The 15,544-nt window shown below is 67.4% G+C and carries 17 protein-coding genes; 10 read left to right on the forward strand and 7 right to left on the reverse strand.

What is annotated here, in order from left to right; translation table 11 throughout:
• Window positions 1-10 precede the first annotated feature (10 nt).
• The 4 genes from GBO37_RS02210 to purC form a co-directional block, all read right to left on the reverse strand.
• Window positions 11-745: a transporter substrate-binding domain-containing protein gene (locus GBO37_RS02210; RefSeq protein WP_045981983.1), complete on the reverse strand. Its 735-nt coding sequence runs from the start codon at window positions 743-745 to the stop codon at window positions 11-13.
• Window positions 746-768: 23 nt separating this feature from the next.
• Window positions 769-1,566 (reverse strand): ABC transporter ATP-binding protein, encoded by a 798-nt coding sequence (locus GBO37_RS02215; protein ID WP_305884477.1) that lies wholly within the window; start codon window positions 1,564-1,566, stop codon window positions 769-771.
• Window positions 1,567-1,659: 93 nt separating this feature from the next.
• Entirely contained in the window at window positions 1,660-1,899 is a 240-nt protein-coding gene (purS, locus tag GBO37_RS02220) for a phosphoribosylformylglycinamidine synthase subunit PurS (protein WP_252926847.1), read from the reverse strand.
• A 14-nt stretch (window positions 1,900-1,913) separates the two neighbouring features.
• Complete coding sequence (gene purC, locus GBO37_RS02225; protein WP_045981986.1) at window positions 1,914-2,675, reverse strand: phosphoribosylaminoimidazolesuccinocarboxamide synthase; 762 nt, start codon at window positions 2,673-2,675, stop codon at window positions 1,914-1,916.
• Window positions 2,676-2,806: 131 nt separating this feature from the next.
• Here purC and GBO37_RS02230 point away from each other — a divergent pair, with 131 nt between their 5' ends.
• Window positions 2,807-3,121: a DUF1476 domain-containing protein gene (locus GBO37_RS02230; protein WP_046001099.1), complete on the forward strand. Its 315-nt coding sequence runs from the start codon at window positions 2,807-2,809 to the stop codon at window positions 3,119-3,121.
• Window positions 3,122-3,293: 172 nt separating this feature from the next.
• The gene (locus tag GBO37_RS02235) at window positions 3,294-3,836 is read left to right on the forward strand and encodes a cytochrome b (RefSeq protein ID WP_252926849.1); all 543 of its coding nucleotides are present in this window, start codon (window positions 3,294-3,296) and stop codon (window positions 3,834-3,836) included.
• Here the strand turns inward: GBO37_RS02235 and GBO37_RS02240 are convergent.
• From GBO37_RS02240 to GBO37_RS02250, 3 genes are read right to left on the reverse strand one after another with little or no spacing between them, the layout of a single operon-like run.
• Complete coding sequence (locus GBO37_RS02240) at window positions 3,833-5,131, reverse strand: MATE family efflux transporter (protein WP_252926852.1); 1,299 nt, start codon at window positions 5,129-5,131, stop codon at window positions 3,833-3,835. The two genes, GBO37_RS02235 and GBO37_RS02240, sit on opposite strands and share 4 nt — an antisense overlap.
• Window positions 5,128-5,628 (reverse strand): PaaI family thioesterase, encoded by a 501-nt coding sequence (locus tag GBO37_RS02245; RefSeq protein ID WP_252926855.1) that lies wholly within the window; start codon window positions 5,626-5,628, stop codon window positions 5,128-5,130. The genes GBO37_RS02240 and GBO37_RS02245 overlap by 4 nt, the downstream gene beginning before the upstream one ends.
• 2 nt (window positions 5,629-5,630) lie before the next feature.
• Window positions 5,631-6,056, reverse strand: a complete 426-nt coding sequence (locus GBO37_RS02250) for a PaaI family thioesterase (RefSeq protein WP_045981990.1) — start codon at window positions 6,054-6,056, stop codon at window positions 5,631-5,633.
• A 162-nt stretch (window positions 6,057-6,218) separates the two neighbouring features.
• On the opposite strand from GBO37_RS02250, the gene GBO37_RS02255 reads away from it, so the two are divergent.
• The 8 genes from GBO37_RS02255 (at window position 6,219) to GBO37_RS02290 (ending at window position 15,528) form a co-directional block, all read left to right on the forward strand.
• Window positions 6,219-6,566, forward strand: a complete 348-nt coding sequence (locus GBO37_RS02255; RefSeq protein ID WP_206692757.1) for a MerR family DNA-binding transcriptional regulator — start codon at window positions 6,219-6,221, stop codon at window positions 6,564-6,566.
• A gap of 106 nt (window positions 6,567-6,672) precedes the next feature.
• Window positions 6,673-7,065, forward strand: a complete 393-nt coding sequence (locus tag GBO37_RS02260; protein ID WP_045981991.1) for a MerR family DNA-binding transcriptional regulator — start codon at window positions 6,673-6,675, stop codon at window positions 7,063-7,065.
• Window positions 7,066-7,076: 11 nt separating this feature from the next.
• Window positions 7,077-8,855, forward strand: coding sequence for an acyl-CoA dehydrogenase C-terminal domain-containing protein (locus GBO37_RS02265; RefSeq protein ID WP_252926858.1), 1,779 nt, complete (start codon window positions 7,077-7,079; stop codon window positions 8,853-8,855).
• Window positions 8,856-9,127: 272 nt separating this feature from the next.
• Window positions 9,128-9,769: a glutathione S-transferase family protein gene (locus GBO37_RS02270; protein ID WP_252926861.1), complete on the forward strand. Its 642-nt coding sequence runs from the start codon at window positions 9,128-9,130 to the stop codon at window positions 9,767-9,769.
• Entirely contained in the window at window positions 9,766-10,977 is a 1,212-nt protein-coding gene (locus GBO37_RS02275) for an acetyl-CoA C-acetyltransferase (RefSeq protein WP_127899040.1), read from the forward strand. The genes GBO37_RS02270 and GBO37_RS02275 overlap by 4 nt, the downstream gene beginning before the upstream one ends.
• Before the next feature lie 11 nt (window positions 10,978-10,988).
• Entirely contained in the window at window positions 10,989-13,160 is a 2,172-nt protein-coding gene (locus GBO37_RS02280) for a 3-hydroxyacyl-CoA dehydrogenase NAD-binding domain-containing protein (RefSeq protein WP_252926864.1), read from the forward strand.
• A gap of 167 nt (window positions 13,161-13,327) precedes the next feature.
• Complete coding sequence (locus tag GBO37_RS02285; protein WP_148911923.1) at window positions 13,328-14,512, forward strand: toxic anion resistance protein; 1,185 nt, start codon at window positions 13,328-13,330, stop codon at window positions 14,510-14,512.
• Entirely contained in the window at window positions 14,512-15,528 is a 1,017-nt protein-coding gene (locus tag GBO37_RS02290; RefSeq protein WP_252926868.1) for a DUF2927 domain-containing protein, read from the forward strand. Before GBO37_RS02285 ends, GBO37_RS02290 begins: the two co-directional genes overlap by 1 nt.
• Window positions 15,529-15,544: the final 16 nt, after the last annotated feature.

Raw genomic sequence — 15,544 nt, forward strand, 5'->3', positions numbered from 1 at the left:
GCGGGTCAGATCATTCGAACAGCAGCGCGTCGTCGCCGAACCACTTCTTGATCATGTCGTTCAGGCTGCCGTCTTCCTTCATCGCGGTGATCTGCGCGTCGAACTTCTCCAGCAGCTCGGTGTCGGACTGGCGCAGGCCCATGCCGATGCCCTCGCCCAGGGCGACGCGGTCCATGCCCTCGACCCAGACCAGCTCTCCGCCGGATTCCTCAACGATAGGGGCCAGAAAGTCGCGGTCGGCCAGGATCGCGTCGGCCTCGCCGTTGCGGACGGCGGCGACGGCCTGGTCGGGGTTCGGGAACTCGATCAGCGTCGCGCCGCTCTCGGCGACATAGCCGGCCTGGATGGTGCTGGTCTGGGCCGCGACGATGCCGCCCTCGACGTCGACGTCAGCCGCCAGCGCCGCATAGGCCGACGGCGTCGGCGGGGTGTAGGGCTGGGTGAAGGCGATGACCGCCTGGCGTTCGGCGTTGATGTTCATGCCGGCCATGATCGTGTCGTAGTTCGACGAGACCAGGTTCGGGATGATCGAATCCCAATCGTTGCGCACCCAGGTGCAGTCCAGCTCGGCGCGCTTGCACAGCTCGTTGCCCAGCTCGATCTCGAAGCCGGTGACCTCGCCGGTGGCGTCGTCGATGAAGTTGTAGGGGGCATAGGCGCCTTCGGTGCCCATGCGGATGGTCTGGGCCTGGGCCAGGCCCGCGGTCAGCATCAGCGCGGCGGCCGCGATCGTCAGGGATTTCATTCGGGGTCTCTCCTGTTGGTTTCTTATGTCGCCATGGTCGCGGACAGGAACTGGCGCAGACGGTCGGTCTGCGGGTTCCCGAACAGGCGATCCGGCGGGCCTTCCTCGCAGACCACGCCCTGATGCAGGAACACGACGTGATCGCTGACATCGGCGGCCAGCCGCATGTCATGGGTGACCAGGATCATCGTGCGATGCTCTCCGGCCAGATCCTTGATGACGCGGACGACCTCCTGCTGCAGTTCGGGGTCCAGCGCGCTGGTGGGTTCGTCGAACAGCAGCGCCTTGGGCTGCATGCACAGCGCGCGGGCGATGGCGGCACGCTGCTGCTGGCCGCCCGACAGCTGTGCGGGCCAGGCGTCCGCCTTGTCGCCGATGCCGACCTTGGCCAAGAGATCGCGGGCGCGGGACTCGACGGCGGCGCGATCCTCGCCCAGCACGGTGACCGGGGCCTCCATCACGTTCTGCAGGATCGTCATGTGGGCCCACAGGTTGAACTGCTGGAACACCATGGACAGGTTGGTGCGCATCCGCGTGACCTGGGCGCGGTCGGCGGGATGGCGGCCCTGCCCCTGCCCCTTCCAGCGGACCGGTTCGCCCTCGAACAGGATCTCTCCGGCCTGGCTGTTCTCCAGCAGGTTGCAGCAGCGCAGCAGCGTGGACTTGCCCGACCCGGACGACCCGATCAGGCTGACCACATGGCCGCGCGGGGCGGTCATGGACACACCCTTGAGGACGTCAAGCGGACCATAGGACTTGTGCAACCCGTTGATCGAAATGACCGGGGCGGCGCTGTGAGGGGTCGGGGTCTGGTTCATCATCCGCACATTGGGCGTCAAACGCGCGCGTTTTGCAACGGGGTGCAGGGGGCAACCTGCCGATAAGGGCAGGCTGCCGCAGCGTCAGCCGAACGCTTACGCAATCTCGATCGAGTATTTCTCGATCACGGTGTTGGCCAGCAGGCCCTCGCACATCCTGGCGACCTCGGCGTGGGCTGCCTCGGCGTCGGTGGCGGCCAGGTCCAGCTCGATCAGCTTGCCCTGGCGGACGCCGGTGACGTCCTGGTGGCCAAGCCCGCCCAGGGCATGGCGGATCGCCTCGCCCTGGGGGTCCAGGACGCCGTCCTTCAGCATGATGGTGACACGTGCTCTCATGGCGGCAGTCCCTCTCAGTTGATCGCGGTCGGTTTCAGGCTGGTCGTGTTGGCGGGCATCAGGCCCAGCCGGCGCGCCACCTCGGTATAGGCGTCGGTCAGATTGCCCAGGTCGCGGCGGAACACGTCCTTGTCCAGCTTCTGCCCGGTCTTGACGTCCCACAGCCGGCAGCTGTCGGGGCTGATCTCGTCGGCCACGATCAGGCGCATGAAATCATTGTCCCAGACCCGCCCGACCTCGATCTTGAAATCGATCAGCTTGATGCCGGCGCCGTAGAACACCCCCGAGAGGAAGTCGTTCACCCGCAGCGCCAGGCTGACGATGTCGTCCAGGTCCTGCTGGGTCGCCCAGCCGAAGGCGATGATGTATTCCTCGGACACCATCGGGTCGCCCAACTCGTCGTTCTTGTAGCTGTATTCGACGATGGGCCGCGGCAGGGCCGTGCCCTCCTCCAGCCCAAGGCGCTTGGACAGCGACCCGGCCGCGAAATTGCGCACGATCACTTCCAGCGGGATGATCTCAACCTGGCGGATCAGCTGCTCGCGCATGTTGATGCGGCGGATGAAGTGGTTCGGGACGCCGATATTCGTCAGCCCGTTCATGAAGAACTCGGACAGGCGGTTGTTCAGCACGCCCTTGCCTTCGATGGTGGCGCGCTTCTGCGCGTTGAAGGCGGTCGCGTCATCCTTGAAGTACTGGATCAGCGTGCCGGGTTCCGTGCCCTCGTAGAGGATCTTGGCCTTGCCTTCGTAAACTTTCTTGCGCCGCGGTGCCATGGGCCCACCGTCCTTTCGCATGTCCCTGAAGATGCCGCTTACCCCGGATTGCCGGTCGGGGGCAATACGAGCCTTGCGACAAGGCATGCCGATGGGCATATCTTGTCCCAGACGCCGCACAGGAGGGCCCGATGACCACGTTCAACGATCGAGAGCGCGCCTACGAATCCAAGTTCGCCCATGACGCCGACCTGCGCTTCAAGGCCGAGGCGCGCCGGAACCGCCTGCTGGGCGAATGGGCGGCCGGACAGCTGGGCAAGACCGGCGACGACGCCCGCGCCTATGCCATGACCGTCGTCAGCGCCGATTTCGCCGAGCCCGGAGAGGAGGACGTCTTCCGCAAGGTCGAGGCCGACCTGACCGGCGTCGCCGATGCAGAAACGATCCGCGCGCAGATGGCCCGCCTGATGGACGAGGCCCGCCGCCAGGTCATCGACGAGACCTGAGCCGCCATCGTCAGCAGACCGGATCAGGGGGGCATCGCGCCCCTCTTTTCCATTCCTGCACGCGCGCAAGGCAGCCGGGGTCAAGCTTTGGTGACCCGGCATTTTTGCCGTCGCGTTCCTGCCGAACCATGGGATGAAAGGCTCTGCCCTATCAACGACAGGATGCCGGAACATGCTTTGGGACAATCAGGACCGCTATGGAGCCGTGACTCGGACGCTTCACTGGGGAATCGCCGCCCTGATGGCGTGGCAGTTCGGCGGCATGCTGTCCGAAAGCCTGCTGGGCGACCAGGCGCCCCTGGCCGTCGCACTGACCGCCAACCACACCCAGGTCGGAACCATCCTGTTCGTGCTGATCGTCCTGCGCGTGGTCTGGGCCGCCCTGAACCGTGATCGTCGCCCGCCCCGCCGGGCGGGCCTGCTGGGCTATGCGGCAAGGCTGGGGCATGTCGCGCTCTATGCGCTGATGCTGGCGGTTCCCTCGGCGGCGCTGCTGCGGGCCTGGGGCGGGGAACGGGGCTTTGCGCCCTTCGGGTTCCAGATCTTTGCGCCGCGCGCCCCGGACCAGGTCGTCAAGACCGCCACCGACATCGGGTCGAACTTTCATGGAGAGTTGGCCTGGGTGATGGGCGTGCTGATCCTGGGCCATATCGCGATGGCGCTGTTCCACCAGATCGTGCTGCGCGACCGCCTGCTGCGCCGCATGGCGGGCTAGGCGGCGGCGGCCTCGGCATTGGGATAGCGGCGCAGCATCGTCACCGCGCGGGCCAGGTTCAGCGCCATCAGCGCCGCCCACAGGCCGTGGTTGCCCCAGAAGGGCGGCAGGATCAGCACGCAGGCCGCGAAGACCGCCACCGACCGGATCATCGCATTGCGCATGTCCCGCGTCAGCGTGGCCCCGATGAAGATGCCGTCCAGCATCCAGCCCGCCACCCCGATCAGGGGCGCCAGCGCCAGCCAGGGCAGATAGATGCGCGCCGCCTGCCGCACCGCGTCCGAGGTGGTCAGCAGATCGATGATCGCGCCCCCCGCGACGATGAAGACCAGCCCCATCACGACCGCACCCCCCAGCCCCCAGGCCGAGGTCAGCAGCGACGCCCGCCGCACCCGGTCCGGCCGGCGCGCGCCCACGGCCTGTCCCACCAGGCTTTCGGCGGCAAAGGCGAACCCGTCCAGCGCATAGGCGGTCAGCGCCACGAACTGCAGCAGCACTTGGTTCGCGGCCAGGGGCACGTCGCCCTGCCCCGCCCCCAGGAACAGGAAGCTGGTCATGCAGCCCTGCAGCAGGACCGACCGGATCATGATGTCGCCGTTCACCCGCGCCAGCCGCGTCAGCCGGTCGCGCGCCCACAGCCCCGCCGCGCGCCGCGCCTGTCCCAGCACGTGCCGCGCCAGCCACAGGCCCAGCGCCACGCCGGACAGTTCGGCGATCAGCGTGGCCCAGGCGACGCCCGCCACGCCCAGCCCCAGGCCCAGCACGAACCACACATCCAGCGCGACGTTCAGCCCGTTCTGCAACAGCTGCAGCGCCAGCACCGCACGGGTGCGTTCGACCGCGATCAGCCAGCCGGTGATCGCGTACAATCCGATGGTCGCAGGCGCGCCCCAGATGCGGATCGCCAGATAGTCGCGCGCCAGCGCCTCGACCGCATCCGAGGCGGGGGCCAGCCGGAAGGCCGCCCAGAAGATCGGCGCCTGCAGCGCGATGAAGACCAGCCCCGCGGCGGCGGCGATGGCCAGCGCGCGCAGCAGATGGGCGCCGACCTCGGGCGCGTCGCCCGCGCCATGCGCCTGCGCCACCAGACCGGACGTGCCCATGCGCAGGAACCCGAACACCCAATAGATGGACGTCAGGATGATCGCGCCGATCCCCACCGCGCCGATGGCCTGCGGCTGGCCCAGCTGGCCCACCACGCCGGTATCGACCAGCCCCAGCAGTGGCACCGTCAGGTTGGACAGCACGATGGGCACCGCGATCTGCAGCACCCGGCGGTGGGTCAGCAGGCTCAAGGCTGCGGCATCAGGAAGTGACCGGTGGCCTGGGCGATCAGGCGGACGCGGTTGTCCTGCCACGCCTCGACATGGACGGACGCATAGCGGCGTCCCGACCGCACCACGCGGGCGCGGGCATAGGCGTCGCGCGGCAGGCCCGAGCGCAGGTAGTCGACGGTGAAATCGATGGTCTTGGGCAGCCGCGGCAGGCTGTCGGGAACGGCCGCGTCGGGGGCGATGCGGCCTGATTCCAGATCCTCCCACATCGCGGCCCAGCCCAGCTCGATGATCGCCGTGACCTCCAGGAAGGCCGCGGTGACCCCACCATGGATCGCAGGCAGCATCGGGTTGCCGATCAGCTTGTCGTCATAGGGCAGGATCGCGGTCAGTTCGTCCCCGCGCCGGTCGAAGCGGATGCCCAGCCAGGTCATGTAGGGCACGCCGGTGACCATCGCCGCCAGGGCCGAATCGCGGCGCGACTTGATCTGGTGCAGGGGTTCGTTGCGGTCGCCCATGATCACCGCTCCGCCGTGAAGGCGCCGGTGGCGGCGGCGACGGGATTGGCCTCGTCCTCGTCCAGCGCCACGGCGCGCAGGAAGGCCACGCTGCGGGTCATGTGATAGCATTCGGCCCGCGCGGTGATCCGCTGCCCCGGCGTCGCGGCCCGCATGTAGTCGATGCGCAGGTCGATCGTCGCGGTCGATCGCGGGTTCGTCGGATGCGCCATTACCGCCGCCCCGCAGCAGGTGTCCATCAGCGCCGAGACGACACCCCCGTGGATCACCCCGGTGCGCGGATCGCCGACCAGGTGTTCGGCCCAAGGCATGCTGATCGTGGCGCGGCCGGCGCCAATCTCCTCGACCCGCATGCCCAGGGCGCGCGCATGGGGGATCGCCTCGATGAACTGCTGGGCGATGCGGGCGTGATCGTCGGGATCGGTCATGGGGCGTCCTTCTTTGCGCGAGGGGTAGCGTCCGGTCGGGACCCGGATCAAGCCCCGGCGCGCGATTCGGTTGAGAAAGGATGCGGCTGCGCTTAGGTTGACGCCAAGGGAAATCTTCCAGGGAGGTGCCGGGTGACCGAAGACCGCATCAGCTTCAAGGACATGTGCGCACGGTTCGAGGTGACGCCCCGCACGCTGCGCTATTACGAATACATCGAACTGCTGCAGCCCCGAAAGGAAGGCCGCGCCCGGTTCTATGGCCCGCGCGAGGTCGCGCGCATGACCCTGATCCTGCGCGGGCGGCGCTTCGGCTTCAGCCTGGAGGAGATCCGCCAGTGGCTGCAGATCTATGACAAGAAGGGCTCTCGCGAGCAGTACCAGGTCTGGATCGACATGGCCGACCGCCAGCTGGCCGTGCTGGACGGGCAGATCGCCGACCTGACGGCGGCGCGGGCGGACCTGGACCAGCTGCGCCAGACCACCGTGGCCGAACTGGCCAAGATGGGCTGACGCGGCGGCACGCGCCCTTGTGACGCCGCGTCCTGCTTACGTTCGCGTCAACTTGGGGCTATGTTCAGGGAAGGACGGAAAGCCGGTTTGAGGAGGAGCCGCACCCATGTCCGAAGATCTGATGACCATCCGCCAGATGTGCGACGCCTTTGACGTGACCCCGCGCACGCTGCGGTTCTACGAGGCACGAGAGCTGATCTTTCCCCAGCGCCGCGGCCAGCACCGGTTGTATGACCGGCGCGACCGGGCCCGGCTGATCCTGATCCTGCGCGGCAAGCGCTTCGGGTTCAGCCTGGAACAGATCCGCCAGCTGCTGCAGCTGTACGAACCCGGCGGCACGAACCGCGCGCAGATCGCGGCCACGATCGATGTCGGCCGCGACCGCCTGGCGGACATGGAACGGCAATATGCCGAACTGAGCGAGGCGATCGCCGACCTTCGCCAGCAGATCTCGGATGCCGAGGGCCGGCTTTCCGCAGCCCCCACAGAACAGCCGTAAAGGATCCCGACATGCCTTCGTACACGCCCCCGATCCGCGACCTGCAGTTCGTCCTGCACGACGTTCTGAAGCTGTCGCAATCCGACCTGCCCGGCCATGACGAACTGGCCCCCGACTTTACCGAGGCCGTGCTGGAAGCCGCCGGCAAGCTGTCCGCCGAAGTGCTGGCTCCCCTGAACCTGTCCGGCGACCAGGAGGGCTGCGTTCTGGAGAATGGCGTCGTCCGCACGCCCAAGGGCTTCCGCGAGGCGTTCGAGCAGGTCAAGGAGGGCGGCTGGACCGCGCTGGACTGCGACCCGGAATACGGCGGTCAGGGCATGCCCTACACCATGGGCGTGGCCACCGGAGAGATGTTCGTGTCGGCCAACATGGCCTTCAACATGTACCAGGGCCTGACCCACGGCGCCTATTCCGCGATCCATGCCCACGGCACCGACGACCAGAAGCAGACCTATCTGCCCAAGATGGTCAGCTGCGACTGGACCGGCACGATGAACCTGACGGAACCGCATTGCGGCACCGATCTGGGCCTACTGCGCACCAAGGCGGAACCGCAGGACGACGGCAGCTACCTGATCACGGGCCAGAAGATCTTCATCTCGGCCGGCGATCACGACATGGCCGAGAACGTCATCCATCTGGTCCTGGCCAAGGCACCCGGCGGCGGCGAGGGCACCAAGGGCATCAGCCTGTTCATCGTGCCGAAGTTCCTGGTGAACGCGGACGGCTCTCTGAGCGACCGCAACGGCGTGTCGGTGGGCGCGCTGGAGCACAAGATGGGCATCCACGGCAACGCGACCTGCGTGATGAACTATGACGGCGCGAAAGGCTGGCTGCTGGGCGATCTGCACAAGGGCATGCGCGCCATGTTCACCATGATGAACGAGGCGCGTCTGGGCGTGGGCCTGCAGGGCTATGCCGCGGCGGTGCCCGCCTATCAGAACGCTCTGGCCTATGCCAAGGATCGCCTGCAGGGCCGTGCGGTGACCGGCGTGCAGAATCCGCAGGGCGCCGCTGATCCGCTGATCGTGCATCCCGACATCCGCCGCAGCCTGCTGGACCAGAAGAGCTTCATCGAGGGTGCTCGCGCCCTGGCGCTGTGGGGCGCGCATCTGATCGACCGCGGCCACCTGGCCGGCGACAAGGACGCCGAGGGGCTGGTGTCGCTGATGACCCCGGTCATCAAGGGCTTCCTGACCGACAAGGGCTTCGAGGCGACGGTGCTGGCCCAGCAGGTCTTCGGTGGCCACGGCTATGTCGAGGAATGGGGCATGAGCCAGTTCGTCCGCGATGCCCGCATCACCATGATCTACGAAGGTGCGAATGGCGTGCAGGCGCTGGACCTGGTCGGCCGCAAGCTGGCCCAGGATGGCGGCAAGCATGTGATGGCCTTCTTCGACATGGTCAAATCGTTCTGCAAGGAACAGTCCGGCAATCAGGCACTGGCGGCCGACTTCATCGAACCGCTGAAGGCCGCGTCCAAGGACCTGCAGGCGGCGTCCATGTTCTTCATGGAACGCGGCATGAAGAACCCGAACGATGCGCTGTCGGGCAGCTACGACTTCATGCACCTGTTTGGTCACGTGACCCTTGGTTACATGTGGGCCCGGATGGCGGTCGCCGCACAGGCGGCGCTGGATGCGGGCACCGCGGACCCGGCGTTCCACAAGACCAAGCTGGCAACCGGCCGCTACTACATGAAGCGGCAGCTGCCGATGACCGCCACGCATCTGGCCCGCATCCAATCCGGAGCAGCCACGGTGATGGAACTGGAGGCAGAAGCCTTCTGATCCGACATCAAGGGCGGAAAGGTCGCATTGGGTATTTTTGCAAAGAAGAAGCAGGATGCGCCCCGACCTCTCCCGATTGTTGTCGGGTCAGGCGTTATCGGCCCACAGGCCGGGGCGACTTCTCCTTTGGCGGTCATCGGCTCCCCAGCCTGTACCGCAGGACCAGACTAATGCCGCTCAGTTGAAGAAGTGGTTAACGCCGCTTCTTCTTTGCCCAAATACCCCGCGGGGGGTCCGGGGGGCGCGCAGCCCCCCGGCGTCGAGGAGGAAAGATGACCGCGCAACTCTGGTGCTTTGGCGAATCCGGGAACGCCTACAAACCGGCCCTGACGATGCAAGTGGCGGGTTATGACTGGCAGCCCGTCTATGTCGATTTCTTCAACGGAGAGGGGCGCAGCCCCGCATTTCGGGCGCTGAACCCGATGGGCGAGGTCCCGGTGTTCCGTGAGGGCGATGTGGCCCTGACCCAATCGGCCGTCATCCAGCTGCACGTCGCGGAACGCACCGGCAGGTTCCTGGGCAGCGACCGCAACGAGACGCTGCGCTGGCTGATGTTCGACAACCACAAGGTCTCGGGCCAAGCGGGGCCGGCGCGGTTCCTGTTAAACTTCCTGCCCGCGGACAAGCGGCCGGCAGGGGCCGCGGAATATCTGCAGGGGCGGCTGAAAGGGGCCTATCAGGTGCTGGACGCGCATCTGGCGGACCGCGACTGGGTCGCACCCGGCGGCCCGACCATCGCCGATTTCGCGCTGTGCGGATACCTGTACTACCCCGAGCCCTTCGGATTCGACCGCAGGGATTGGCCCCATATCGCCCGCTGGCTGGACGGCATCGTCGCCCTGCCCGGCTGGAAACACCCCTATGATCTGATGCCCGGCAACCCATCCGACCGGGCGCCCAAGGAGGACACATGACCGACGCATTCATCTATGACGCCGCCCGCACGCCGCGCGGCAAGGGCCGCCCCGATGGCAGCCTGCACGAGGTCACCTCGCTGGCGCTGTCGGCGCGCCTGCTGAACGCCGTCAAGGACCGCAATGGGCTGGAAGGCCACGCGGTCGAGGATGTCATCTGGGGCAACGTGACCCAGGTCAAGGAACAGGGCGGCTGCCTGGCGCGCAGCGCCGTGCTGGCATCGGACCTGGACCAGAGCATTCCCGGCCTGTCGATCAACCGCTTTTGCGCATCCGGCATGGAGGCCGTGAACCTGGCTGCCAACCAGATCAAGGGCGGCGCGGGTCAGGCCTATATCGCCGGCGGGGTAGAGATGATGGGCCGCGTTGCCATGGGCAGCGACGGGGCGGCCATCGCGGTCGATCCGGGACTGGCCATGCGGTCGTACTTTGTACCGCAGGGGATCAGCGCCGACATCATCGCCACCGAATACGGCTTCAGCCGCGCAGACGCCGATGCGCTGGCGCTGGAAAGCCAGCGCCGCGCGGCGCAGGCCTGGGCCGACAACCGCTTTGCCAAATCCATCGTCCCGGTGCTGGACCAGAACGGCCTGACCATCCTGGATCGCGACGAATACATGCGCCCCGGCACCACGGCGGACGATCTGGCCAAGCTGCGCCCGGCCTTCAAGGAGATGGGCGAGATGATGCCCGGCTTTGACAAGGTCGCGATGCTGAAATACCCGCACCTGACCCATGTCGATCACATCCACCATGCCGGCAACAGCAGCGGCATCGTCGACGGCGCCGCCGCCGTGCTGATCGGCAACGCGGAATTCGGGCAGGCCCATGGCCTGAAGCCCCGCGCGCGCATCCGCGCCACCGCCAAGATCGGCACCGACCCCACGATCATGCTGACCGGCCCGGTTCCCGTGACCGAGAAGATCCTGAAGGACAGCGGCCTGTCCATCGGCGACATCGACCTGTTCGAGGTGAACGAGGCCTTCGCATCCGTGGTGCTGCGCTTCATGCAGGCCTTCGACGTGGACCATTCCAAGGTCAACGTGAACGGTGGCGCAATCGCCATGGGCCACCCCTTGGGCGCGACCGGCGCGATCATCATCGGCACCCTGCTGGACGAGCTTGAGCGGCAGGACAAGACCATGGGTCTGGCGACCCTGTGCATCGCGTCCGGCATGGGCGCGGCCACCATCATCGAACGCGTGTGAGGAGCCCGGACATGACCGATTTCACGATGGAAAAAGGCGCCGACGGCGTCGCGGTGATCACCTGGGACGTGCCGGGCAAGTCGATGAACGTGCTGTCGATGGACGGCGCGACCGCCCTGAACGGGCTGATCGACGACGCACTGGCCGACGATGCCGTCAAAGGCATCGTCATCACCAGCGGCAAGAAGGATTTTGCTGCCGGGATGGACCTGAAGGTCATCGCGGGCATGAAGGACGCGAACGGCGCGCAGGGCGTGTTCGACGGCGTGATGACGCTGCACCACCTGCTGCGCAAGATCGAGCTGGCGGGCATGGACCCCAAGACCAAGAAGGGCGGCAAGCCGATCGCCAGCGCCCTGCCCGGCACCGCGCTTGGCATCGGGCTGGAACTGCCGCTGGCCACGCATCGCATCTTTGCAGCCGACAATGCCAAGGCCAAGATCGGCCTGCCCGAGATCATGGTCGGCATCTTTCCCGGCGCCGGCGGCACCACCCGCCTGACGCGCAAGCTGGGCGCCATGATGGCCGCACCCTTCCTGCTGGAAGGCAAGCTGTCGGACCCCAAAAAGGCGAGATCGGCCGGGCTGATCGACGAGGTCGTCGAAGACCCGCTGGCCGCCGCCAAGGCCTGGGTGCTGGAGGCCAAGGAGGCCGACCTGGTCAAGCCGTGGGATGCCAAGGGCTACAAGATGCCGGGCGGAGAGCCGTTCCACCCGGCGGGTTTCATGACCTTCGTGGGCGCATCCGCGATGGTGCATGGCAAGACGATGGGCGTCTATCCGGCGGCCAAGGCGCTGCTGTCGGCGGTCTATGAGGGATCGATGGTGCCGTTCGACCAGGCGCTGAAGATCGAGGCGCGCTGGTTCACCAACGTGCTGATGAACCCGTCGTCCACCGCAATGATCCGCAGCCTGTTCATCAACAAGGAAGCCCTTGAGAAGGGCGCGAACCGCCCCGAGGCCCCGGACCAGACCGTCCGCAAGGTGGGCATCCTGGGCGCGGGCATGATGGGCGCGGGCATCGCCTATGTCAGCGCCATGGCCGGGATCGAGGTCGTGCTGATCGACGCGGCCCAAGACAGCGCTGACCGCGGCAAGGCTTATTCCACGGGCCTTCTGGACAAGGCCATTAGCCGCAAAAAGGCGACAGAGGAGAAGAAGGCCCAGGTGCTGGACCGCATCACCGCCACCACGGACTACGCCGCCCTGCAGGGCTGCGATCTGATCGTCGAGGCGGTCTTTGAGGACCCGTCGGTCAAGGCCGAGGTGACGAAGAAGGCCGAGGCCGTGATCCCGCAGGACGCGATCTTTGCCACCAACACCTCGACCCTGCCGATCAGCGATCTGGCGCGTGCCAGCGCGCGCCCCAAACAGTTCATCGGCATCCACTTCTTCAGCCCGGTCGACAAGATGCTGCTGGTCGAGATCATCAAGGGCCGCGAAACCGGTCCCGTGGCGGTCGCCAAGGCGCTGGATTTCGTGCGCCAGATCCGCAAGACCCCCATCGTCGTGAATGACGAGCGGTTCTTCTATGCCAACCGCTGCATCATCCCCTATATCAACGAAGGCATCCGCATGGTGGCCGAGGGCGTGAACCCCACGCTGGTGGAGAACGCCGCCAAGATGATGGGCATGCCGCTCGGTCCGCTGCAGCTGGTCGACGAGACCTCGATTGACCTGGGCGTCAAGATCGCCAAGGCGACCAAGGCCGCGATGGGCGACGCCTATCCCGACGGCGCGGTCGACGACGTGCTGTTCTGGATGGCCAACCAGGGGCGGATGGGCCGCAAGGGCGGCGCGGGCTTCTATGCCTATGAGGACGGCAAGCGGCAGGGCCTGTGGGAGGGTCTGGACGCGCAGTACCCGCGCAGCGCCGATCAGCCCGACCTGCACGAGATCCAGCACCGCCTGATGTTCGCCCAAAGCCTGGAGGCCGTTCGCGCGCTGGAGGACGGCGTGCTGGAGGACATCCGCGAAGGCGATGTGGGCGCCATCCTGGGCTGGGGCTTTGCGCCCTGGTCGGGCGGTCCCTTCGGCTGGCTGGACATCCTGGGCGCGCAGAAGGCGGTCGAGATCTGCGACCGGCTGGAGGCCGCGCATGGTGCCCGCTTCAAGGCGCCGCAGATGCTGCGCGACATGGCCGCCAAGGGTGACAGCTTCTACGGGCGCAAGGCCGCGGCCTGACACCACCGGATGGGCCGCGCTTGTGGCCCATCCGCACCACCCGCTGTGTCCGCCCTGCCATGTGACGAAACTTTCCGGTCTGGCCGTCGTTGAAGCCGCGGAAATTAGTCATATGCTGCGACAACGGAACCGCCCGACGGGCGGATGGCCGACAAGGGGACATGCCGATGAGTGACGAGACGAAACGCCGCGCCGAAGCTGCCCAGGCCCAGATCGAGGCGATCGCCTCGGCCCCGCTGCCCGAGCCTGCTCCTGCGGCGCAGTCCCTGTCCGATGCCGACCCCGCCGTTCAGGCTCAGATCCGCGCCCGCATGGCCGAGATCGACTTGAAGGACAGCAATTCCATCCTCCGCTTCGGCACCCGTGCTCAGGCCGATCTGCAGCAGATCAGCCAGTCCATGCTGGCCGATGTCAAGGCCAAGGAGGTCGGCCCGGCCGGCGACAGCCTGCGCGAGGTCGTGACCACGATCCGCGGATTCTCGACCAGCGAGCTGGACATGCGCCGCAGCCGCAGCTGGTGGGAAAAGCTTTTGGGCCGGTCGGCGCCCTTTGCCAAGTTCGTGGCGAATTATGAACAGGTCCAGACCCAGATCGACCGCATCACGGCCGAGCTGGAGGGGCACGAGCAGAAGCTGCTCAAGGACATCAAGTCGCTGGACATCCTGTATGACCGCACGTTGACCTTCTATGACGAGCTGGCCCTGTACATCGCCGCCGGCACCGAAAAGCTGGCCGAGCTGGACCGAGAGACGATCCCCGCCAAGGAGGCCGAACTGGCCGCAAAGGCGCAGCCCGACCAGGTGATCGAGGCGCAGGAGCTGCGCGACCTGCGCACCCTGCGCGACGACCTGGAACGCCGCGTCCACGACCTGAAGCTGACGCGCCAGGTGACGATGCAGTCGCTGCCCTCGATCCGGCTGGTGCAGGAGAACGACAAGTCGCTGGTCACCAAGATCAACTCGACCCTGGTGAACACGGTGCCCCTGTGGGAGACGCAGCTGGCCCAGGCCGTCACCATCCAGCGCAGCGCCGAGGCCGCCCGCGCGGTCAAGGAGGCCAACGACCTGACCAACGAGCTGCTGACGCGCAACGCCGACAACCTGCGTCAGGCGAACGCCCAGATCCGGGCCGAGACGGAACGCGGCGTCTTTGACATCAAGGCGGTACAGACCGCCAACGCCCAGCTGATCGCCACGATCGAGGACAGCCTGCGTATCGCCGACGAGGGTCGGTCGCGGCGCGCCTCGGCCGAGACCGAACTGGTGCGGATGGAGGCCGAACTGCGCGATGCGCTGGCGGCGGCATCCTCGCGGCAGCCTGCGGCCGTCACCGGCCCCGGCGGGCGGCGCTGATGCGGCGCCTGGCTGCCCCCGCCCTGGGATTGGCGCTGCTGCTGGGCGGCTGCGCCCCCGATCCGTTCACGGACACGCCCGGCTCTCCGCGCCCGCAGGCACGTCCCGAGGCCACCTCGGCCGCGCAGAGCCAGGCCGAGTTGCGCCGCGCGCGGGCCGAACGCAACCGCGCCGCGAATGCCGTCGCGCGCCAGGCCTCCGCCTCGCCCAGCCAAGCCAGCCAGTCGCAGCGCGACTATTATGCCGCGGCGGAACGGCGGCTGGTGGCGCAGGGTCGCCTGCGCCGCGACCGGACCCCGCTGGACGCGCCGATCGACGCCGAGATCCTGACCCGCAACTTCATCGACATCGCGCTGCGCGACGAATACAGCCAGACCGACGGCGGGCTGGTGTCGCAGTCCCGCGCGGCGCCCCTGCGCCGCTGGCAGGGTCCGGTGCGGATGCAGCTGGAGTTCGGCGCCTCGACCGACATGGCCGCCCGCCCCGCCTGGCGGTCGGAGGTCGCGGATTTCGCGGGCCGCCTGTCGGACGCCACGCGCCATCCCGTATCGCTGACGGCCGAGGGCGGCAACTTCACCATCCTGGTCCTGACCGAGGATGAGCGCCGGGCCATCGGCCCGCGCCTGGCCCAGCTTGTGCCGGGCATCCCGGCGCAGGACGTGTCCATCATGACGGACCTGCCCGCCGCGATCAGCTGCGCGGTCTTCGCCTATTCGCAGGGCGCGGCCGCCGACTATGCCCGCGCCGTGGCGGTGATCCGGGCCGAACTGCCGCCGCTGCTGCGCACGTCCTGCATCCACGAGGAGCTGGCGCAGGGAATGGGGCTGGCCAATGACAGCCCCGGCGCGCGTCCGTCGATCTTCAACGACGACGAGGAGTTCGCGCTGCTGACGCGCCATGACGAACTGCTGCTGCGGATCCTCTATGATCCCCGCCTGCGTCCTGGCATGTCCGAGGCGGAGGCCGCGCCCATCGTCCGCCGCATCGCGACCGAGCTGCTGGGCGAGAACGCTTGATCCCGTCCCCGGCCCG

It is taken from the genome of Paracoccus sp. 08 (genome assembly GCF_024105395.1).
GTDB lineage: Bacteria > Pseudomonadota > Alphaproteobacteria > Rhodobacterales > Rhodobacteraceae > Paracoccus > Paracoccus marcusii.